Origin of the sequence: Poritiphilus flavus (assembly GCF_009901585.1) — a bacterium.
In the GTDB taxonomy this organism is placed as follows: domain Bacteria; phylum Bacteroidota; class Bacteroidia; order Flavobacteriales; family Flavobacteriaceae; genus Poritiphilus; species Poritiphilus flavus.
Genome location: NZ_WXYO01000006.1, coordinates 437,293 through 457,348 on the forward strand (window position 1 = coordinate 437,293; position 20,056 = coordinate 457,348).

Annotated in this window: 19 protein-coding genes; 13 read left to right on the forward strand and 6 right to left on the reverse strand. The window is 45.7% G+C overall.

Annotated features, from left to right (window positions below):
- Positions 1 to 27: 27 nt before the first annotated feature.
- The 9 genes from GTQ38_RS14625 (at position 28) to GTQ38_RS14665 (ending at position 10,253) form a co-directional block, all read left to right on the forward strand.
- Positions 28 to 786, forward strand: coding sequence for an SDR family NAD(P)-dependent oxidoreductase (locus GTQ38_RS14625; RefSeq protein ID WP_161436289.1), 759 nt, complete (start codon positions 28 to 30; stop codon positions 784 to 786).
- A gap of 35 nt (positions 787 to 821) precedes the next feature.
- Complete coding sequence (locus GTQ38_RS14630) at positions 822 to 2,117, forward strand: APC family permease (protein ID WP_161436290.1); 1,296 nt, start codon at positions 822 to 824, stop codon at positions 2,115 to 2,117.
- A 146-nt stretch (positions 2,118 to 2,263) separates the two neighbouring features.
- Complete coding sequence (locus tag GTQ38_RS14635; protein WP_161436291.1) at positions 2,264 to 3,721, forward strand: hypothetical protein; 1,458 nt, start codon at positions 2,264 to 2,266, stop codon at positions 3,719 to 3,721.
- 109 nt (positions 3,722 to 3,830) lie between these two features.
- Complete coding sequence (locus tag GTQ38_RS14640; protein ID WP_161436292.1) at positions 3,831 to 4,829, forward strand: sensor histidine kinase; 999 nt, start codon at positions 3,831 to 3,833, stop codon at positions 4,827 to 4,829.
- Positions 4,826 to 5,860, forward strand: a complete 1,035-nt coding sequence (locus GTQ38_RS14645) for a histidine kinase (RefSeq protein ID WP_161436293.1) — start codon at positions 4,826 to 4,828, stop codon at positions 5,858 to 5,860. The genes GTQ38_RS14640 and GTQ38_RS14645 overlap by 4 nt, the downstream gene beginning before the upstream one ends.
- Complete coding sequence (locus GTQ38_RS14650) at positions 5,841 to 6,599, forward strand: LytR/AlgR family response regulator transcription factor (RefSeq protein ID WP_161436294.1); 759 nt, start codon at positions 5,841 to 5,843, stop codon at positions 6,597 to 6,599. Before GTQ38_RS14645 ends, GTQ38_RS14650 begins: the two co-directional genes overlap by 20 nt.
- A 245-nt stretch (positions 6,600 to 6,844) precedes the next feature.
- Positions 6,845 to 8,953 (forward strand): elongation factor G, encoded by a 2,109-nt coding sequence (locus GTQ38_RS14655; RefSeq protein ID WP_161436295.1) that lies wholly within the window; start codon positions 6,845 to 6,847, stop codon positions 8,951 to 8,953.
- A 92-nt stretch (positions 8,954 to 9,045) separates the two neighbouring features.
- A complete protein-coding gene (locus tag GTQ38_RS14660; RefSeq protein ID WP_161436296.1) occupies positions 9,046 to 9,348 on the forward strand; it encodes an ArsR/SmtB family transcription factor in 303 nt (100 codons plus the stop codon).
- Between the two features lie 191 nt (positions 9,349 to 9,539).
- A complete protein-coding gene (locus GTQ38_RS14665; protein ID WP_161436297.1) occupies positions 9,540 to 10,253 on the forward strand; it encodes an aspartate/glutamate racemase family protein in 714 nt (237 codons plus the stop codon).
- A gap of 4 nt (positions 10,254 to 10,257) precedes the next feature.
- Here the strand turns inward: GTQ38_RS14665 and GTQ38_RS14670 are convergent, their stop codons facing one another.
- Positions 10,258 to 11,082 carry an alpha/beta fold hydrolase gene (locus tag GTQ38_RS14670; protein ID WP_161436298.1) on the reverse strand — a complete coding sequence of 275 codons (825 nt, stop codon included), beginning with the start codon at positions 11,080 to 11,082 and terminating at the stop codon, positions 10,258 to 10,260.
- A gap of 163 nt (positions 11,083 to 11,245) precedes the next feature.
- Between GTQ38_RS14670 and GTQ38_RS14675 the strand changes: the two genes are divergently transcribed.
- Together GTQ38_RS14675 and GTQ38_RS14680 are read left to right on the forward strand one after the other, a co-directional pair.
- Positions 11,246 to 12,292 carry a zinc-dependent alcohol dehydrogenase family protein gene (locus GTQ38_RS14675; protein ID WP_161436299.1) on the forward strand — a complete coding sequence of 349 codons (1,047 nt, stop codon included), beginning with the start codon at positions 11,246 to 11,248 and terminating at the stop codon, positions 12,290 to 12,292.
- Between the two features lie 47 nt (positions 12,293 to 12,339).
- Positions 12,340 to 13,038 (forward strand): 3-keto-disaccharide hydrolase, encoded by a 699-nt coding sequence (locus GTQ38_RS14680; protein ID WP_161436300.1) that lies wholly within the window; start codon positions 12,340 to 12,342, stop codon positions 13,036 to 13,038.
- Here GTQ38_RS14680 and GTQ38_RS14685 read toward each other — a convergent pair.
- The 4 genes from GTQ38_RS14685 to GTQ38_RS14700 form a co-directional block, all read right to left on the reverse strand.
- Complete coding sequence (locus GTQ38_RS14685) at positions 13,028 to 13,888, reverse strand: sugar phosphate isomerase/epimerase family protein (protein WP_238857948.1); 861 nt, start codon at positions 13,886 to 13,888, stop codon at positions 13,028 to 13,030. The genes GTQ38_RS14680 and GTQ38_RS14685 overlap by 11 nt on opposite strands.
- Before the next feature lie 81 nt (positions 13,889 to 13,969).
- Positions 13,970 to 14,764 (reverse strand): SDR family NAD(P)-dependent oxidoreductase, encoded by a 795-nt coding sequence (locus tag GTQ38_RS14690; protein ID WP_161436302.1) that lies wholly within the window; start codon positions 14,762 to 14,764, stop codon positions 13,970 to 13,972.
- 30 nt (positions 14,765 to 14,794) lie between these two features.
- Positions 14,795 to 15,817, reverse strand: a complete 1,023-nt coding sequence (locus GTQ38_RS14695; RefSeq protein ID WP_161436303.1) for a zinc-binding dehydrogenase — start codon at positions 15,815 to 15,817, stop codon at positions 14,795 to 14,797.
- Between the two features lie 15 nt (positions 15,818 to 15,832).
- On the reverse strand, positions 15,833 to 16,525 hold the full coding sequence (locus GTQ38_RS14700; protein ID WP_161436304.1) for an orotidine 5'-phosphate decarboxylase / HUMPS family protein: 693 nt from the start codon (positions 16,523 to 16,525) through the stop codon (positions 15,833 to 15,835).
- Between the two features lie 170 nt (positions 16,526 to 16,695).
- On the opposite strand from GTQ38_RS14700, the gene GTQ38_RS14705 reads away from it, so the two are divergent.
- Positions 16,696 to 17,142: a VOC family protein gene (locus GTQ38_RS14705; RefSeq protein WP_161436305.1), complete on the forward strand. Its 447-nt coding sequence runs from the start codon at positions 16,696 to 16,698 to the stop codon at positions 17,140 to 17,142.
- Positions 17,143 to 17,168: 26 nt separating this feature from the next.
- Here the strand turns inward: GTQ38_RS14705 and GTQ38_RS14710 are convergent, their stop codons facing one another.
- Positions 17,169 to 18,443 (reverse strand): hypothetical protein, encoded by a 1,275-nt coding sequence (locus GTQ38_RS14710; RefSeq protein WP_161436306.1) that lies wholly within the window; start codon positions 18,441 to 18,443, stop codon positions 17,169 to 17,171.
- A 125-nt stretch (positions 18,444 to 18,568) separates the two neighbouring features.
- Here GTQ38_RS14710 and GTQ38_RS14715 point away from each other — a divergent pair, with 125 nt between their 5' ends.
- Positions 18,569 to 19,678 carry a hypothetical protein gene (locus GTQ38_RS14715; protein WP_161436307.1) on the forward strand — a complete coding sequence of 370 codons (1,110 nt, stop codon included), beginning with the start codon at positions 18,569 to 18,571 and terminating at the stop codon, positions 19,676 to 19,678.
- Positions 19,679 to 20,056 lie beyond the last annotated feature (378 nt).

Below are 20,056 nucleotides of genomic sequence, written 5' to 3' on the forward strand. Positions count from 1 at the left end.
GTATGAACATGAAACTCCGGACTTATCATGGATGAGAAGCTCTTACAAGGACAGCGGATACTGGTAACCGGTGCTTCAAGAGGTATTGGAAAGGCGATCAGCACTTATTTGCTGGATAGAGGTGCCCAGGTAGGGGTACATTATAATCAAAGTAAGGATGCCGTAAGTGAAATTACCAGGACTTATCCGTTAGCCAATGTGCTTAGGGCAGACCTGGAAAATGCTGAGGAGGTCCTTGGACTTTTTGAAAATGCCCTTGAATCTATGGGCGGGATAGACAGCCTGGTGCTCAATGCTGGTATTTTTGAACCGCATTTTCCGGATTTATCTGATGAGGACTGGCTGGCAATTTGGCGCAAGACCATAGCCGTTAACCTGGAGAGTGCTGCCATACTCACCAAAAAGGCCATTGAGCATTTTAAATCTGTCGGAGGGGGCAGGCTGATCTATATCGGAAGCCGGGCAGCCTTTCGTGGGGAAACAGAAGAGTATCTGGCCTATGCCGCTTCCAAGGGAGGCCTTACTTCCCTGGCGCGTAGTGTAGCCCGTTCTTTCGGCAAATACAATATAACCGCGTTTGTGCTTGCTCCGGGCTTCACGCGAACAGCCATGGCAGAAAAGTTCATACAGCAGCATGGTGAACAGAAAATACTCGATGAAATTTCACTGCCCAGACTGACCATCCCTGAGGATATTGCCCCTTTGGCCGCGCTTATATGCAGTGGGAAAATGGATCACGCCACAGGCACAACCATAGATATGAACGCAGGGAGTTACATACATTAATATGGTGGTAGTGTTAAAGCAGTAAGCAGTACAGCATGAATAAATCCGCATCTATAGGATGGCTTACAGCTACTGCACTTGTAGTGGCTAACATGATCGGTTCCGGGATCTTTACAAGCCTGGGATTTCAACTGTCCGATGTAGTAAATAGCTGGTCCATTTTCATCCTCTGGTCCCTGGGCGCCCTGATGGCTGTCTGCGGGGCTTTGAGCTATGCGGAATTGGGAACACACTGGCTGCGTTCTGGCGGGGAGTATCATTTTTTGTCAAAAGCCTTTCATCCGGCCTTGGGATATCTTTCAGGTTGGGTATCCCTTACGGCCGGATTTGCTGCTCCCGTGGCCCTTTCCGGAATGGCTCTGGGAGAATATGTTGCGCCTTATCTCGGCGTTAATCACGTGTTTTTGGCATTCTCCGTAGTACTGGCAGTGGCCTTTCTTCACTCTATGAGCATTCATAAGAGCAGTATGCTGCAAAACAGTACTACTTTTTTAAAGGTATTGTTGATCCTTATTTTTATAGGTTTTGGTCTGGGGGAAGCGCCAGAGTCTTCTGCACTACTTTGGACGAATAGCTGGAAGGAGGAAGTAATGCTCCCGGCTTTTGCGGTTTCTTTCGTTTACGTGTCATTCTCCTATTCCGGATGGAACGCGGCAGCCTACATAGCCGGTGAGATCAGGGATGCCAGGAAGAACCTCCCAAGGGCTTTGCTTTTAGGAACTTTGCTCGTAAGTGTGCTATACCTCTTACTCAACTATGTATTCCTGCGCCAGAATCCCATCGAGGCCCTGGAAGGGCAACTGGAAATTGGCCAGATAACGGCAAACAGCATATTCGGACCACAGGGCGGAGTATGGATCAGTTTTGGCATCGCGGTGCTATTGGTTTCAAGTATTAGCGCCATGACCTGGGCAGGACCACGGGTCACCCAGGTGCTGGGAGAAGATCACTATTTATGGAGGTGGTTCTCCCTAAAAACCAAAAGCAATATCCCTTTAAGGGCAATTTGGTTGCAGACTTCCATAACACTTCTGCTTATCAGCACGGGGACCTTTGAACAGGTAATGATCTATACCGGATTCGTACTGCAATTGTTCGCGACCTTTACCGTGGCCGGAGTATTTGTCGTCAGACGTCAGAACAAAGAAAGCAAGGGTTTTAAAAGTCCGCTTTACCCAATCCCGCAGCTACTTTTTCTTGGCCTTAGTCTATGGATACTCGTCTACCTGGTAATTGCCCAACCCCTGGAAACAGGTCTGGGATTGTTGAATCTGATCCTGGGACTTGCCATCTACTGGTTAGACAGGAGGCTAAGCAAAAAAGTGGCCTGAGCAATGGCCAAACCATCTGGCTAAAGGCCGATTTATAGCTTTCTGTACATTTCAACACACGGAATGTACAATTCACTACATTTCATTTTTATGATGTTCAGCTATGGCTAATCTTTGTGCCATCATCAATCAAAAAACGAACAATCATGCAACAGTTAGTCAGATTCTTCCTCCTCGCGTTTTTCAAAGTTATTCTGCTGGTGGTCTGGACCTCTGCCACGGAATCCCACGCACAGTCCAAACGTACTTCGGTCAATGTAAATACCAATAACGGAAAAACAACCATTTCTATCAAAGAGGGCAGGGGAAACAACTTCTATCTGGAATTTGAGGGTGAGATCACACTCTCCGACGACGACAAGGATATTGTTGCCATATCCAGAGGAGGCTATTTGGAGATCAAGAAATCCGCCTTCGGAAGCCGGCGCCGCATATTAATGGAGCCGGATGATTCGGGTCGTCTCGTCAAAAAATATTACGTAGGTGGGTCCCAACAGAGTTTTGAGCCTGAAGGCAAAAGATGGCTGGGTGAAATACTTCCGGAAATCCTTCGCTCATCTACCATCGCCGCAAAACAGCGGGTAGACCGCATGTACCGCAAGGGAGGCGCCAATGCCGTATTGAGAGAGGTAGAACTGATTAGAAGTGATTATGTGAAGTCTGCCTATCTCAAACTACTGTTGAGGAAAGATCTGAGCAATAACGACCTGATCGGCGTTATGAGAGTTGTAGGAGAGGATGTGGAATCCGATCATCACCAGGCAGAGATTCTAAAGAGTAACGCAAAAGCCTTTTTGGTGAACAATGCCACGACGGATGCCTATATACGGGCCGCGGAGAGCATAAATTCTGATCACCATATGGCTTCCGTACTCAAACAACTTGTAAAGGATGCCGAGGTATCGGAATCCCAACTGGAATCGCTGTTTGAGATCATGGACAAGATCAACTCAGACCATCATAAAGCGGAGGTGCTGCTTACCGTATTAAAGAGCCGTGCCATGACGGATAACAGCATCGCCCTTTTGGTTAAGGAGAGTAAATCTATCAATTCAGACCACCACCAGGCCAGGGTTCTTAAGGCCGCATTAAAGTCGCCAGGTCTCTCAAGCAAGGAATACAATAGCTTTCTGCATTCCGCGAGGAATATCGGGTCAGATCACCACATTGCAAGTGTTTGTACCGAAATGCTGAACGATAAGCTGGATGCCAGCGAGTTAAATGCGCTTATGGAGCTTGTTCGCAATAATATGACCTCAGATCACCATCAGGCGGCTATTCTCATAAAAGCCAGTCGAAATCAGGATCTGAGCAAAGAGAACATAATGGGAATGAACTCTGCACTCAGGAGCATGTCCTCGGATCATCATAAGGCAGAGGTATTCAAACAATTATCCACCAAAGACCTGAATGATCAACAGATGATCTCCGTCTTTGAAGCGATTAAAACCATTAATTCCGATTACCACAAGACCTCCTCCTTGCTGGCCTTCTCCGGAGCCGCCAGAGACATGGGCGATGCCGTAAAAGATGCCTATCGGGAAACTTGTGGAGGGATCAATTCAGAATCTCACTACGGAAGAGCAATCAGAGCCATACAGTAATTTTGAGCCTTTACTTCTGAAGCCATTATACTCTTTATTGTCATAGGATAATATTGAGTATTTTGGCTCTATGAAGCGCTTTCTCAGAGACCTTTTATACCAACCCAACATGCGAAGACATCTGCTGTATATCTTTACTGGCTTCCTCTTAGGTGTCCTGGTTTATTCCTATGTGCGCTTCAGTCACCTTCAAAAGTTCTACGAACTTCTTTTAAGTGGATTGTTAGGGATCCTGATCGCCTATGGAGCCCATTGGAGCAATGTTGTTTTAGATCGTTTAATGCCATGGAGAAAACAACCTGGCCTGCGTTTACTACTGGGGATAGGCCTGCTGGCCTTGGTGGGCTGTACCATGGTGTTTGGGGCATTGTGGATCTATCATCTAAATGTTGAAAACTTACAACTGTTCGCTGAGGATCCGGAAGATATGTCTCTGAAGATCATAATCCTCCTCCTTTGTATATCCCTGCTGTACAATATTATTTACTTTGCGCTTTACTCCTACAACCACTACGCACAGGGGCAGGTACTGGAACTGCAACTGGAAAGAAAACAGACACAATTGCAACTGGCAGCCCTGAAATCGCAATTAAGTCCGCATTTCCTTTTCAACAGCATGAATACACTCTCATCGCTTTTTGCTAAAGATGTGGATAAGGCTGAAACTTTTATCCGGGCGCTGGCTCAGTCCTATCAATACACCCTAAACAAATACGAGGATCTTTTAGTTCCGGTTGCCGAAGAATTGAAGTTCGTTCAGGCCTATTGTTTTCTTATGCGTACCCGATTTGGGGAACACCTGAGCCTCGAGGTAGAGCTGAATTCTGAAATGATGAATTCCAAAGTCCCCCCGCTGACCCTGCAAATGCTTGTAGAGAATGCGGTAAAACACAATGTGATGAACAGCACTCAGCCTCTCAAAGTACGTATGACCTCAGATGGGACTCTCTTGTCCGTATCCAACAATAAGACCAGCAAACGTCCGAAAATGGAGTCCCTGAAGATAGGATTAAAGAATATCGCCGCCAGATATGATCTGTTGGTAAACAAAAAAATAGAAATTGAAGACAACGAGCGCTTTACAGTGCGCCTCCCGCTGATCCCATGAAGAAATTATTCATACATCACGCTTTGTTCAGGCTGTTGAGCCCCTTGTTCAGTGGTACCCTGGTGTATCTTCTCATTTTGTTGATTAACAACAATATAGGGCAGGTTCAGGAGTCCTTTCTGGGTCAGGAACTTTATGTATGCATAGGATTGGCTTATGTCATTCAGGAATACGCCCGCTTGTCCCTCCTGGTTTTTGAAAGGATAGGAGGCTCTATATCTTTTCTGGCACATCTTCTGCTGCAAATCATTACTTCCATAGGTGTTTGTGTACTGTTGGTGAGTCTTTCCATGTATCTTTATTTCAACTATGTACTTGGGTACACCCCAAATGCCAGGGAGTTATTGATATTCAACAGCCTGTTTGCGCTGATCACACTTATCTATGTGTTGCTGTATAAAAGCCATCAGTTCCTCTACATGGTGAATACGGAACGGATCAACCGGGAAGTGGAGGCCAAGAAAGGCATAGAGGCAGATTTTGCCCACTTCAAAAAGGGTATAAATCCAAGACTTCTGTTCGAAAGCCTGGAGGCTATACTGGTCATCATGAAAACGGAACCTGAAGAAGCCGAATCACTTTCTGATCACTTCTCCGCGGTATACCGCTATCTGCTCTCCAAAAGGGTGAACGAATTGGTGCCGGTTAGCGAAGAAGTTGAAATATTAAAGGACCATATAAAGCTGTTTAACCATTTGCCGTATCGAAAGGTGGAGCTACGCCTGGCTGATCTAAAAGATTCCTGGACCGTTCCCGGGAGTTTTCTGATGCTAACTGAAAAGATCATCAGGAGTACTATTCCTTCTGAGAGTAAGCGGTTAAAGCTCAACATTGATGATAAAGAGGATAGGATCGAATTTCACTATGAAACTGAGGAAGTTCTGAATGGCGGACTGGATTCTTCCGGCCTGAAGGATATTAACAGAAGTTATAGTTTTTATTCAGATCGTGATATACAACTATCTGAAGGCGTATCATATAAAACAATAAAACTACCAAAGTTACAACTGCATGAAAGTAGCCATCCTTGAAGACGAACCCCTTGCAGCTGAAAAGCTGGAAAGATACCTTAGGAAGTACAGTGAGTCCATTGAGGTCATTGGCCGGTTTGATTCCCTGGAAACTGCCAGGCCCTGGATTTCTGAACACCAGAATGAGGTAGACCTTTTCTTTATGGATGTACAGCTTACGGATGGTCTGAGTTTCGAGATCTTTACAGAGGTTCAGGTTAAAAAACCTGTAATTTTTACCACTGCCTTTGATGAATTTGCCTTGGACGCCTTTAGGGTAAACAGTATTGATTACCTGTTAAAACCGATCACCTTTACTGATCTTTCCAGGGCGCTTCAAAAACTGCGTTCCATGAAAGAACAGTTTTCTGGTGGCAAAATAACCGCTCCTCTGGTGGCCCAACTCCAAAAAAAGACTTATAAGGACCGCTTCCTGGTGAGCCTCGGGAATCACATACACTCCCTTACCACTAAAGAAATTGCGGCTTTTTATGCGGACGGACGGGATGCTTACCTCAAATCCACGGCCGGTCGTACCTATATCATAGAATACAAAATTGAATCACTACAAGAATTACTTGATCCCAGGCAGTTCTTTCGTGTAAATCGCGGAGTGATCGTAAATATCAACGCCATATCCGATGTGGTTGTGTATTCCAACCGCAGGCTTAAGCTCACCCTTATTTCTAAATTGGACAAAGACGTGATCGTTAGCAGAGAAAAGGTTACTCAGTTCAAACAGTGGTTCGAAGGCAGCTAGCTGAAGTAATTGAGCCTTACAAAATTCTTTCCGAAGCCCTTTTTTTTAGGTCATATGATTTCCATCCTGATCCGGATCATTTCCGGAAGCTTTAAGTGTATCTATTCACCGTAAAAGCCCGTGCCACTGCAAATAGTCCGGGGATTTTAAAATTACAACCTTAAAAATTTAAAAAGAGCCATAAAAATTGTATTTTAAAAGGCCTGAGCCTGAACAAATTATTAAACACGCTAAACAAAACTCATATGAAAGTATTTGATGCTAAACACATTAAAAACATTGTATTGGTGGGAGCCCATAAAAGTGGGAAGACCACCTTGGCTGAGACCATGCTTTTTGAAGCAGGACTGATCAACAGAAGAGGATCCGTTGAAGGAAAGAACACTATTTCTGACTATCACGAAATTGAACACGAAAGGGAAACTTCGGTATTTGCCACCCCGCTTCACACGGAATGGCGGAATTACAAGATCAATATTATCGATACTCCGGGTCTGGATGATTTTATTGGAGAGATCACTTCCTCCATTAGGGCCGCAGACACTATTGTCATGGTGCTAAACGCTCAGCACGGCGTAGAGATAGGTACTGAGATCATTTGGAACTATATAGACACTTATCACAAGCCTACTTTGTTTGTGGTAAATCAGATCGATCATATGAATGCCAATTTTGAGGATAGTTTCAAGAGCATCAAGGAATTGGTTGGCAACAATGCCGTACAGATCCAATTTCCGATTAAACTGGACGGAGCACAATGCATAGTTGATGTGCTTAAAATGAAGTGTTATAAGTTCGGTCCGGAAGGTGGAAAGCCTGAAAAACTGGCTATACCTGAAGAACATAAGGAACTGGCAGACCGCTTGCACAACGAACTTGTGGAAAAAGCAGCGGAGAACGATGAAGAGTTAATGGAGTTGTTCTTTGATAAAGGAACCCTCAACGAAGACGAAATGAGGCAGGGCATTAAGGTTGGCATGATGAACCATGAACTTTTCCCTGTATTTTGTATGTCAGCCCTGAAGGATATGGGAAGCGGAAGGCTTATGGGCTTTATTGACAATGTAGCACCGTCTGCTACAGATCTTAAGCCAGAGCAAACTGTAGAAGGCGATATTGTACTCAATAGGAAGGATGCACCTGCATCCTTGTTTGTTTTTAAGACCATTCATCAGCCCAATTTAGGGCAGATAACCTTCTTTAAGGTCAAATCCGGGGAAGTCAATCAGAATGACAAACTAGTGAATTCCAGGACCGGTGAAACCGAAACGCTGAATCAGCTTTTCATCATGGATGGAAAGAAGCGGGAACCGGTTTCCAAACTGGTAGTAGGGGATATTGGGGCTACGCTGAAACTCAAGCATACGGAAACCAATGACACCTTGAATAGGGGAGGCAGCAAAATGACCATAAGGCCCATTCAATTTCCTGGGCCAAGGACGCGCAAAGCTGTATTTGCGGTAAACGAACGGGAAGAAGAAAAGCTCAGTGACGCCTTAAAGAAAATGCATAGCCAGGATCCTACTGTCGAAGTAAAGTACTCCAAAGAGTTGAAGCAGGTTATACTGGGCTGCCAGGGTGAATTACATTTGGCTACGATTGCCTGGACGCTCAAGAACACCTACGGAGTGGAAGCGCGTTTTGAAAAGCCAAAAATTGCCTACCGGGAGACCATACAGCGTTCTGCTTCGGCCAATTACCGGCATAAAAAACAGTCCGGTGGCGCAGGGCAGTTTGCAGAAGTACATATGAAAATAGAACCCTGGTACGAAGGTATGCCGGAGCCACAAGGATTTAATATAAGAGGTAAAGAAGAGGTGGATCTGGATTGGGGTGGAAAACTGGTCTTTTACAACTGCATCGTTGGCGGGGTGATAGATACCCGTTATCTACCCTCGATCAAGAAGGGAATTCTTGAGGTTATGGAGTCCGGACCGCTTACAGGCTCTTACATACGCGATGTAAGGGTTATGGTGCACGATGGTAAGATGCACTCGGTAGATTCCAATGATATCGCCTTCAAAATTGCCGGGGCACACGCTTTTAAAGAGGCTTTCCTGAATGCAAAACCCAAATTGCTGGAACCTGTTCAGGAACTGACCGTCAAAGTGCCTGAAGATATGGTAGGAGGGGTGATGACCGACCTGCAATCCAGACGTTCTATCATTCAGGGAATTGAGAGTGAAGACCACTACCAGGTGTTGAGGTGCATGACTCCGGCGGCGGAACTTCATGGCTATTCCACAAACCTGAGGTCCTTAACTCAGGGCAAGGCAACATTTAATGCGGTTTTCGATTCTTTTAAAGCCGTACCTCAAAACATTCAGGAAACACTGGTGCAAAAAGACGAGTAGTGCCTGGGTGAATCCGGAAATGTAGAGAGCCAAAACCAAATATTTTTCATATCTATATTTCGCGATATGTAAATATTTTATATATTTGGAGTATGAATGTCGTTGCGATAAGTAAAGTTTTGGCTAATGATACCCGTTTGAGTATTCTGAGATGGCTGAAAGATCCTGAAGAGAATTTTCCGCCTCATAAGGATATTGATCATTTTGATGACGGGGTCTGTGTGGGATATATTCAGGACAAAGCCGGACTTTCACAGTCAACCATATCCACTTACCTCTCCTTAATGCAGCAGGCAGACCTTATCATTCCTACGAGACATGGTAAGTGGACCTATTACCGCCGTAATGAGGCGGTGATTGATCAGTATATGAAAAGCCTCAGGCAGATGATCTAATTTTTTTATTTAAACATATCGATGTTTCTCGAAATCTAAAAATGAAAATATGTATACCATTGTTGAAGCAGGGGAGTGCCAGACTTGCCACTCCGGACCGAAAAAAAAAGTTCTTCTTCTGAGAAGGGGTTTGCAATTGCTACTATCTTTAAGAATTCAAAATGCAGAGCATTTAGTTAAAATGAAATAATATGAAAACCATTGGATTAATTGGTGGGATGAGCTGGGAGTCATCCAAAGTGTATTACGAATACCTGAACAGAAGAACCCAGGAGTTGCTGGGAGGTTCTCACTCGAGTAAGAATATTATGGTTACTGTGGATTTTGCTGAAATTGAACGTTGGTCTTTCGATGGGAATTGGGAAGCCATCGGAGAACTTATGAAAGAATCCGCTCAAAAACTGGAACTGGCGGGAGCCGATATTATTTTGCTCTGTACAAATACCATCCACCTGGTAAGTGACGCTATCACACAAAATGTCAATATACCCTTTATACATATAGCAGACGCCACTGGGGAGGCCATAAAAGCCCAAAATCTTAAAAAAGTTGGATTGCTGGGAACCGCCTTCACCATGGAGAAGGATTTTTATACCGGCTACATCCGGGATAAGTACGATATTGAGGTAATTATTCCCAAAGCCGGGGACAGGCAAACGGTTCATAAGATCATTTATGACGAACTGGTAAAAGGGATCTTCACCGAGGAGTCCAGGAAGAAGTGTATGGAAATTATCCAAAGGCTAAGTGATGCCGGTGCAGAGGGAATTATTCTGGGTTGTACGGAACTTCCGCTTCTCATTCCGGAAGCAAGTGTAGACCTACCCACCTTCGATACCAGCCGTATTCATGTTTACAAAGCCGTGGACTGGGCTTTAGACAGGACGGCGGCTACAATGGCCTAGCATCTTATTTTAAGTTGGATTGAACCGCATTAGCGCCCTTGAACAATCTAAGGATTTCCGCAATGGTTTGTTCAGGGGCGTTTCTATGGATATAATGCCCGCTCTCTTCCACAATAATATGCCTGCTATTGGTTGACAATTCTGCGAGCTCTGCTTGAAATTCCAACCATTTTTCGCGCATCCTTTTACCACCTAAAGACGCTGGCTTACCCGCTGTAAGCACAGTTATGGGTATATCGGGAAAGTCAGGGGCTTCCCGAAAGGATTCGGAAGTAGAATGGACAATATCCAGTTCATATTGTCTTTGGCTGTTTTCAATAGAACTGGTAAGTACCAAATACATCAGGTCCTGCTCGTTTTTGAAGTATTCAAATTGTTCCGGATGTGAGGCCTCTATAAACACAACGGCTGCCGTCTCCTCAGGATAAAGCCGGGCAAACATATTGGCATACAGGCCGCCCAGTGAATGGCCTATCACAATATACGGCGGGCGAACCCTTTTGGCTACGAGGTTGGCGTGAAGCTGTCGGGCCACTTCTGTAACATTTTTAGGGGCATCTTTAAGATTACTATTCCCATAACCCGGCCGGTTGTAGGCGTAAACCCTGGTGTGCTGGGCAAGCGAATCCAATATGGTGTCCCAGGTATCCATTTCAGGGCCTAGTCCGGTCTCAAAGACCAAAGTTGGAGCGCCTTCTCCTTCCAATACGAATTCCATTTTCTTTCCGTATTTGCTGGTTTGCTGTACATTGTCCAGGGAGGAACACCCCGTCAAAAAGAGGAATAAAGCCAGAAGGCTACTCAGTTGAAACAGTATCGACCTTTTCATAATTACAATAATTTGACCCTAAGTGTATTCAACAGTCTGCATGATAGCTTTTATATGGTAAATAATCCATGACAAACATCATATAAGGGTATTTCTTGTTATTAAGACGAAGAAGCCATGGGAAATTGGTACATTGAGGGTGATAATTTTGAATCGCAGAGGCATGAGAGCCGCTATTTATGAAAAGTTTGGAGGTTCTATAAAGATAGACCAGGTTCCGGATCCTGAACCGTCTGCACATGGCGTTGTCATCAAAGTAATGGCAAGTGGTCTTTGCCTGAGTGATTGGCATGGGTGGATGGGCCACGACCCCGACATTGAACTACCTCATGTTCCCGGGCACGAACTTGCCGGAATAGTGATAGCAAAGGGGAAGAGTGTCAAAAAATGGGCCGCCGGACAACGGGTTACGGTACCCTTTGTAGGCGGATGCGGGCATTGTAGGTATTGTAATTCCGGAAACCAGCAGGTCTGTGATAACCAGTTTCAACCGGGTTTTACGGCCTGGGGTTCTTTTGCGGAGTACGTTGCCATAGATTATGCCGATGAGAACCTGGTACTGCTGCCCGGCAATCTTGATTTTACGGCAGCGGCCAGCCTCGGTTGCCGGTTCATAACAGCTTACAGGGCTATAAAACACCAGGGCAAATTGTTAGCCGGGCAGTATGTGGCAGTACACGGTTGTGGAGGAGTAGGGCTTTCGGCCATTCAAATTGCCGCGGCACTTGGAGGTAGGGTAATTGCTGTGGATATTTCTGATGAAAAGTGTATGCTTGCCAAAGAATTAGGTGCAGCGTTTAGCCTGAACGCTAACTCAGTCAATGTTCCTGAAGCGATCCGGGAGATCAGCAGGGGAGGTGTAGATCTTTCTATAGATGCCTTAGGCCATACGGATACCTGTCTTAATTCTATTCTAAGCCTGAAAAAGAGAGGCAAACATGTGCAGGTAGGTTTAATGACGGGGGAACATAACCATCCGGCCATACCGATGCCATTGGTCATAGCCAATGAACTGGAAATTCTTGGAAGCCACGGAATGCAGGCGCACAAATACCCCGAAATGTTTGAATTGGTAAAAACGGCAGGTATTGACTTGAACGGCATGCTTACCAGGACCATTGGTTTGGACGAAGTACCTGAAAGCCTGAGCAACCTCAACCGTGATACCTCAGCGGGAATTACCGCACTTGTCTTTGACAAACCGGTTTAGTGGAAGACCAAATTGATAGAAAGAATGATCCAATAAAAACTCAAATTATGAAGTACCTATTGAAAGTAGCCTTAACCCTAATAGTGCTCATCAGTATTTGTTGTTGCAAAAGGGCTCCTGAAGCAGCCAGCCTGTTCAATGGGAAGGATTTGCGTGGCTGGCACATGGATGTACCTGAGAAGGATAGTATTCCGGAAAGCCGGGATCCCTTTATTGTCAGGGAGGGTATGCTGGTAAGCCTTGGAACTCCCCCGGGTCATTTGATCACGGACGATTCCTATACAAACTACCGACTGGAGGTGGAATACCGTTTTCCCGGGAAACCTGGTAACTGCGGGGTGCTGGTACACGCCTCTACGCCGCGAGCCCTTTATAAAATGTTCCCCAAATCTGTAGAAGTGCAGATGATGCATGAAAATGCCGGAGATTTCTGGTGTATCGTTGAAGACATCACTACCGATAATATGGTTGAACGCCGCGGCCCTGAAGCGGATTGGGGTATTACGGAAGGAAAGCTTCGACGGATAAAAAACCTCACGGACGACTCGGAAAAGCCGTTGGGACAATGGAATTCAATGACTGTGGAATGCCTGGAGGACGAGGTCAAGGTTTGGGTGAACGGGGATCTGGTCAATCACGGTTATAAGGCCACTGCCAGGCAGGGACAAATCGCCATTCAGGCAGAAGGGGCGGAGGTAGAGTTTAGAAAACTGGTGTTGCAACCCATAAAAAAGCTTACGGATTGACAGGCCAGTACTGCATCATTTTCTGTCGTACGAAATCCACACTTCGTACCAATTGATCCATACCGTCTACGCCATCCTCAATACTTATCCAGCCATTAAAACAAGCGGTTTTCAGCAGAGAAAAAATGGCATCATAATCATTAAGCCCTTTTCCGACCTCCCCGTGCCTTAGTCTTTTGGCATAACCCAGGCTGTCCATCTCCTCATTTCTAAGATCCTCCAGAGTGCCGGAAATAAGATATCGGTCACTGGCATGCATGGTTTTGACACGGTCAACAACTTTGGCGAGCAATTCCAAGGGATCGTCCCCGGCAAGAAATGCATTACTGGGATCGTAATTCACACCAAAATTCGGATGATCTATCCGCTCGACCAGTTTGCAGAATACCCCCATTTTCTGCGCGAATTCCGGATAGTGCCAAAAGTCGTCCTTATAGTGGTTCTCTATGATCAGGGTAATACCTAATGCACTCGCGTAAGCCAGGGATTCCTCAATACAGTCTACAGCCATTTTGAGCCCTTCCTCCTCTGTGAGTTCGGGCCTGCGCTGACCGGACAACACCCGGCAATACTGACCACCAAGGGTATGGATCATATCTATCCATCGGAACTGCTTTTCGACCTCTTTACGCCTGAGAGCGGCATCAGTCAGCGTAAAATCGGGAGAGCAACAGAGCATGGGGATCTTTTTCCCTTTGTCTTCCACCATACTGCGAAAAATGGTCCAGTTCTTTTCGTCCTGCATCTCCAGGAAGCCGGCATACCATTCAAGCCCGTCTACATCGAGCTCTGTAGCCAGGGCTATCCATTCAGAAAGTTTCATGCTACCATCCTTACAGAGTGCCTGCATAAACGCTTTTGGAAATACGGCTAGTTTTGGCAAAACAGGAGAATAATGATTCTTGGTATTATTTAAGGTTTAAGTGCTTTTTCATTTGAGAAAGCCTTCCCATCTTTTGGGCAGGTTCCTGCCGATCATCGGGAATTGTTCGAGTTCCAGTACCTGGGCGCTGATGGGGCCGCATTCATCCGAAATCAAATAAGCCGCTCCGGCTGCAATTTCAGCTGGTTCCAGGATACGGCGGCTGGGTGCAAAAAGGTCGGGTAATTCCCTGAACCAGTCGTCCTTCATTCCCTGTTCTCTCTGGTTTATCTTCTCATTATCCGTAAGAACCCACCCGGGATTGATCTGGTTTACACGTACTCCGTAATCCCGGAATAAGCTATCTCCCAGGTTCCGGCTTAGGGTCATTAAGGCTCCTTTTGAGATGCTGTAAGCCAGAAGGTCAGGTTCTCCGCTCCAGGAATTGATCGAGCCGATGTTGAGCACATTTCCTTTGGATTCAGCAAGATGGGGTAGTGCAGCCCGGATCATGGCAAAGGGAGCTACGGTGTTGATCTCAAGCATATTCCTTAAGAAATCCAGATCTGTGCTCTTAATATTGGAGGACGAGATCAGTGCGGCATTATTTACAAGCACATCCAACCTTCCAAATTGAGCTATGGCAAAATCGATCAGGGATTCCGGAACCCCTGCTTCCGTAATATCAGCTGTATAGGTCGCTATATGTTCTTTAGATCTGCCCTGGAGGAACTGCTCGGCCTTCTCTTCCCTTAAACCATTAACCACTACTTTCGCACCCTCTTCCAGGCAACGATTCGCAATGGCCTTACCAATGCCGGTATAGCCACCTGTTATCAAAACAATTTTATCCTTTAAACGCATAATGCTCAAATTACCGGATTGCTGAAAATCCTATGGTCTTAATATACTCTTTACCACTTCTCTGGAATGCATTTCGTTAAATGCCTTTTCCCAATCTTCAAGCTGCCACACACCCCCTACAATTGGCTTTACATCCAATTTGCCATTTGCGAGTAGCGCAAGCACTTTCTCCCAGATAGGCCAATTATGACTAAAACTTCCCTGTAGTCTTACATTTTTCTGTACCAGCGGGTCCAATGAAAAGCCCAGCGGATCCGGGCCCCATCCAACTTTGGTGATCTGACCTCTTGGGCGGACCAACTCTAGTGCCAGCTTTAAGGTTTCACTAACACCGGCAGCATCAATAACGCAATCCGCTCCCAGGCCATCCCTTTCAAATGCCCATTCGGAAGCTCCCTCAACAAAAGTTGAACATCCATATTGGCTGGCAATTTTGAGTCTGTGTTTATCAGATTCGAGGCCAATAATGGCCACATCAGCTCCGCATAGGCCAGCCAGTGCTGCACAGAGTATTCCTATGGTTCCCGGGCCGATTACAACTACCCGGTCTCCCGGTTTTATATCGGAATTCTCCACAACAGCGTTGTAAGCAACGGCACAGGGCTCGGTAAGGCAGGCGGCCTCAAACTCCAGTTGATCGGGTACCCGATGAAGGCAACGAGCCGGAACTCTTACGAATCGGGTCATAGCGCCATCCACACCATAACCGAAACCTTTACGTGTAGGATCAAGATTGTAAAATCCCTGGCGGGAAAGTGGGTTATTCAGATCTATTACGGCGGCCGTTTCACTCACAACTCTATCTCCTTCTTTCCATTTTTTTACAGCCTTTCCCAGAGCGGTTATGGTTCCACCGAATTCGTGTCCAAGAACTACAGGATAATTCACAGGCCAACTGTGATCCGCGGTCCATTGGTGCAGGTCACTGCCACAAACACCTACCGATGCCACTTCAAGCAGCACGTCTTCCTCACCGATCTTTGGTTGGGAAATAGTCCTAAGCTCAACGCTTCCTTTCTCCGGGGCGTAATTTACGACGGCGGCTGATTGCACGGTAACAGATTTTAGTTAGACATCTTCGTAGGCATGTACTTTTTGACAAATGCCGCGTAGTATTCCTTCCAGGTCTCCTGAAGCGGTTTTAAAGGCATCGGCATCCACGGTCAGCGGGGCTCCCAGTACTACCAGTGGCGCACCAAACTCCGGACAGCGGATGGCTTCTTCCAGTGAAAGCCCTCCTACAGCCTGTACCGGGATTTTAACAGCTTTGACCACCTCTTGCAACTGATCCAGTGGACTTGGCATAGGCAGACCTCTGGAGGCTATACCACGCCTTTCATCGTATCCAATATGATGAATGATAAAATCACAACCAAGTTCTTCCAGCATGCGGGCGCCCTCTACCATATCCGGACAGCCCAGGTTGTCTCCCATCACCTTTATCCCGAAATCTTTGCCGGCTTCAACCACTTTTTTGATGGTCTCTTCATGTGCTCTTGCCATGACCACAACATGGGTGGCCCCTGCTTTGGCCATCATTTCAGCTTCAAGATAACCTCCGTCCATAGTTTTAAGGTCTGCAACTATTGGAACTGTTGGAAAAGCTTCGCGTAATTTCCGTACTCCATGCAGGCCTTCGGCCAGGATGAGTGGTGTTCCGGCTTCCAGCCAATCCACACCTGCCTTTAAGGCTGTGGCCGCGGTTTCCAGTGCTTCCTCAATATTGGTAAGGTCCAGAGAGATTTGTACTATAGGCCTCATTTGGCAACAGGCTATTTTCCTGTAATTTAAGCAAAGAAAAATCAACTTCAGAAAAAGCCCGGTCATAATTACCGATGTTTCCCTTCCCGAACCTATTTTTGAGCTGTATAGATCACTTGGATCTGTCAACTGAACTTAGGGGATGAAACCGAGATAAAGGAAAGCTCAATATGAAATACGTACATACGAATATCATCAGCAAGGACTGGAAAATGCTGGCTGAATTCTATATCGAAGTATTCGATTGCCGTTTTGTACCTCCCGAAAGAAATCAGGCCGGTGAATGGCTTGGCCAGGGTACAGGTGTTCCCGGGGCGGAGTTGCAGGGTGCTCATCTGCTTTTACCCGGGTATGGAGAAGATGGTCCTACCCTGGAGATCTATCAATACAAGAATGTGGTTGAAAGGTCAGATCAGTTGCCGAATGCCTTGGGTTTCGGACACATTTCCTTTGAGGTCTCAGATGTCAAAAAAGTTTTAGATGCTGTATGCGCTAAAGGAGGCAGCGGTTTCGGGCAAATAACAACCCGGGAGATAGAAGGCGTAGGGCTACTCACTTTTGTCTATGCCAGGGATCCGGAAGGGAATTTTATAGAGATCCAACACTGGGAAAAATAGGATTGTCAAATGGGAAACTTCAGAGATCAGTCCACAGCTTCTTCGGAAAAAGTACCCGGACCGGCATCGTAAACCACAGCTCCTGCATTATCCTGGATTTCCATCTGGCTCACTTCTCCAACACCCAGAAATCGACATCGTATCCCTGCCAGGTCACCGATTGAGTTTTCGTAGGCTTCGCTAAAAACGGCCATCTCCTCCACATATACTGAAAGGGTTTTGTCCCGGACTTCGAGTCTAACATCACGGAATTCCTTTAAGTCAATTCCCAATGCGGAGAGATCGTGTTCTTTACCGTCTAAATACTTCTCACTTAGCATCAACCCGATCTCGGATACGCATCCCGGGATGGAGAAATTTACGATAAGCGCACTCTTAGTTCCCAAAACCAGGATGGCCATGTTCTGACATACGGCCCACTTTTCGGAGTAAGGGATCCTCGCCCTGGTCTGTAGTGTAAAATTGTCCCCGGATACCTCACCGAAGTCGCGGACATAGTGGAATGAGGTCGTCAGGGGTTGCTCGTTGGAGATAACTTCTTTAACGACATCCGGACTAAAACCCAGGTGGCCGGAATCGGTAAAAGGCGCATCTATATATTTGGGAACCGGCTCATAGTTAAGTGTACCCAACCATCCTTCACTTTTGATGAACAGATCGTGCTCTTTAATGATCCTGCCCTCAACAAGTAGCTTGGCCCGAAAATATCCGGGGTAAAAGTATTGACCGGTAGCCTGTGTTTGCCCTTTTTTTATTGAGATGGTTCTCGATGGGTCCCAGTATTGCTGTATGTGAATACTGTCTGAGGAAATCTCACTGAGATCAAAATCAAAAACTACGGAATTTGGTAAGCCTTTAGCGAGAGGTTTACTGCTAAAGGGTATTTGAGAAAGGTCCAATTCATCCAGGCCGCTGCGGCTTCCCTTCAATGAGAAGAAAGAAATGAAAACAAGGGTCATCACCGAAGCGGAAAGCATAATGATACCCAGGTTAGGGTTTATCTTTTTAAGGACCCCTGCTGGTTTTTTGGTTTTTTGCTGCTGCTTAAAATCCCTCCAGTTCGTGTAGCCTGCGAAGCGGGCCAGGGTATTCAAGGTGGTTACGCTTGGAGCACTTTGGTACTTTACGCGACCCCATACCCGCTTAAGGGTGGTGGGACTCAGCAATACCTGGGTCTTTTTTTGTATTTCTTCGCTTAGCTCAAGAAAAACGTCGTTGTGCCAGGATTCCCCTGAACCCCAACCCAGTTGTTGCTCGATAATTCTCAGACATTTTTGAACCAGCTTTTCCTCTGCGGACATACTTCAAAGTTATACACCAAAGATCGCCAAATTTCGTCAGCTGAACCACAATGAATGGAAATGCACCAATTTGTTTTTGACTCAGCGACTATGCTGTGGAACTTAGAAGGATAAATTAATGAATTATGAAAAGACTCCTTTTAGTTATCGGCTTAACAACTGGTCTTAACAGTTTGGTCGCGGCTCAGGAAATTATTCCAATAGATACTGTGGCCCTGGACATCAATGCTAAGGATTACATCATTGAACCCTTTAAAGGAAAGGATGCAATTTACCTGAAGCAGGGCAGCATTTCTTTAAAAGATATCAAATTACGGAACGGCACTATAGAATACGACATTTTCCTGAAGGAGGCTCCGGCTTTCCCTGGGGTTTACTTTAGGGTGAATGATAACAATGCCGAACAATTCTATATCAGACCGCATCTTAGCGGCAAGCCGGATGCCAACCAGGCGCTTCCCGTTGTGAACGGGATCGCGGCATGGCAACTCTACTTCGGGCCAAGGTATTCCTTTCCCTATGAGTATAACTATTCAGACTGGACCCATGTAAAGCTGGTGGTCAATGAAAACAGGGCACAGGTCTACCTGGATCATTCAAAGACACCACATCTCTCCTGGTACCTGTTTCACGAACCCAGGGAAGGAGGTATAGCTCTGAACGGCGGCAATGCAGAAGCCATGCACCTTGCGAATATCTCGGTAAATACCGAAGAGGCTGTCATTAAAGACTTTCAGCCTATAGAACGCAAAGCCCTGGAAAACATGATCCCGGAATGGGAACTATCCGATAAATTCGAGGAAAAACTACTCGAAAATCCGGAAAACCTGAACAAAATTATTGCAGACAGGAGTTGGAAGGGTAAGGTGACTCTTGAAGAAGGTACAGCGGCAAATATTTCGAAACTTATCACTTTAAGGGATGAAAATCCAGGAAATACGGTATTCGCCAGGGTAAATATTCAATCTAACAGGGAGCAACTTCGGCTGTTGGAGTTCGGATACAGCGATAGGGTAGTGGTCATATTGAACGGTAAACCCATATATAGAGGGAACAATCGATGGAGGTCAAGGGACTATCGTTATTTAGGTACTATAGGCTTGTTTGACGCAGTCTACCTGCCCTTGAAAAAGGGAGATAACAGCTTATTGATGGCTGTTTCTGAAGACTTCGGAGGATGGTTGATCACCGGAAGAATTTCCGATAGCAAGGGCCTCAAAGTGTTGGCCAAATAACCAGATCGTATCCAAAGTCAATGCTGCTAGAGCGATTCCGCAGGAAGATCTAAACGGCAATCGTAATGCCTTTCCATTTGCCAGCCGTCCTTTAGACTGTAATACAGACTTCTTTTGGCATAATTCATATTGAGCGTTCTCATGGCTTAATTATTATTTTACTTACACACGGTTTATCCGTGATCTTTACTTAAAAAGACTGGGGAAAATCCATTTTGTTACATTTTGTGGAACTTTTGAGGCAGATTTAACGAAGATTTAAAATTAGGCTTTTTTTGAATAATCGCGAGTGTTAAGTGCTGTAATAGTGATAGTTACAAATAAAATACTTATTGCTTTTACGATTTATTAGTATTCCATATGCCAATTAAAAGTTAA

Excerpts from the sequence above, each read along its gene's own strand:
- GTQ38_RS14625 (WP_161436289.1), top strand. The coding sequence starts at position 28 with ATGGATGAGAAGCTCTTACAAGGACAGCGGATACTGGTAACCGGTGCT.
- GTQ38_RS14630 (WP_161436290.1), top strand. The coding sequence starts at position 822 with ATGAATAAATCCGCATCTATAGGATGGCTTACAGCTACTGCACTTGTA.
- GTQ38_RS14635 (WP_161436291.1), top strand. The coding sequence starts at position 2,264 with ATGCAACAGTTAGTCAGATTCTTCCTCCTCGCGTTTTTCAAAGTTATT.
- GTQ38_RS14640 (WP_161436292.1), top strand. The coding sequence starts at position 3,831 with ATGCGAAGACATCTGCTGTATATCTTTACTGGCTTCCTCTTAGGTGTC.
- GTQ38_RS14645 (WP_161436293.1), top strand. The coding sequence starts at position 4,826 with ATGAAGAAATTATTCATACATCACGCTTTGTTCAGGCTGTTGAGCCCC.
- GTQ38_RS14650 (WP_161436294.1), top strand. The coding sequence starts at position 5,841 with ATGAAAGTAGCCATCCTTGAAGACGAACCCCTTGCAGCTGAAAAGCTG.
- GTQ38_RS14655 (WP_161436295.1), top strand. The coding sequence starts at position 6,845 with ATGAAAGTATTTGATGCTAAACACATTAAAAACATTGTATTGGTGGGA.
- GTQ38_RS14660 (WP_161436296.1), top strand. The coding sequence starts at position 9,046 with ATGAATGTCGTTGCGATAAGTAAAGTTTTGGCTAATGATACCCGTTTG.
- GTQ38_RS14665 (WP_161436297.1), top strand. The coding sequence starts at position 9,540 with ATGAAAACCATTGGATTAATTGGTGGGATGAGCTGGGAGTCATCCAAA.
- GTQ38_RS14670 (WP_161436298.1), bottom strand. The coding sequence starts at position 11,082 with ATGAAAAGGTCGATACTGTTTCAACTGAGTAGCCTTCTGGCTTTATTC.
- GTQ38_RS14675 (WP_161436299.1), top strand. The coding sequence starts at position 11,246 with ATGAGAGCCGCTATTTATGAAAAGTTTGGAGGTTCTATAAAGATAGAC.
- GTQ38_RS14680 (WP_161436300.1), top strand. The coding sequence starts at position 12,340 with ATGAAGTACCTATTGAAAGTAGCCTTAACCCTAATAGTGCTCATCAGT.
- GTQ38_RS14685 (WP_238857948.1), bottom strand. The coding sequence starts at position 13,888 with ATGCAGGCACTCTGTAAGGATGGTAGCATGAAACTTTCTGAATGGATA.
- GTQ38_RS14690 (WP_161436302.1), bottom strand. The coding sequence starts at position 14,764 with ATGCGTTTAAAGGATAAAATTGTTTTGATAACAGGTGGCTATACCGGC.
- GTQ38_RS14700 (WP_161436304.1), bottom strand. The coding sequence starts at position 16,525 with ATGAGGCCTATAGTACAAATCTCTCTGGACCTTACCAATATTGAGGAA.
- GTQ38_RS14705 (WP_161436305.1), top strand. The coding sequence starts at position 16,696 with ATGAAATACGTACATACGAATATCATCAGCAAGGACTGGAAAATGCTG.
- GTQ38_RS14710 (WP_161436306.1), bottom strand. The coding sequence starts at position 18,443 with ATGTCCGCAGAGGAAAAGCTGGTTCAAAAATGTCTGAGAATTATCGAG.
- GTQ38_RS14715 (WP_161436307.1), top strand. The coding sequence starts at position 18,569 with ATGAAAAGACTCCTTTTAGTTATCGGCTTAACAACTGGTCTTAACAGT.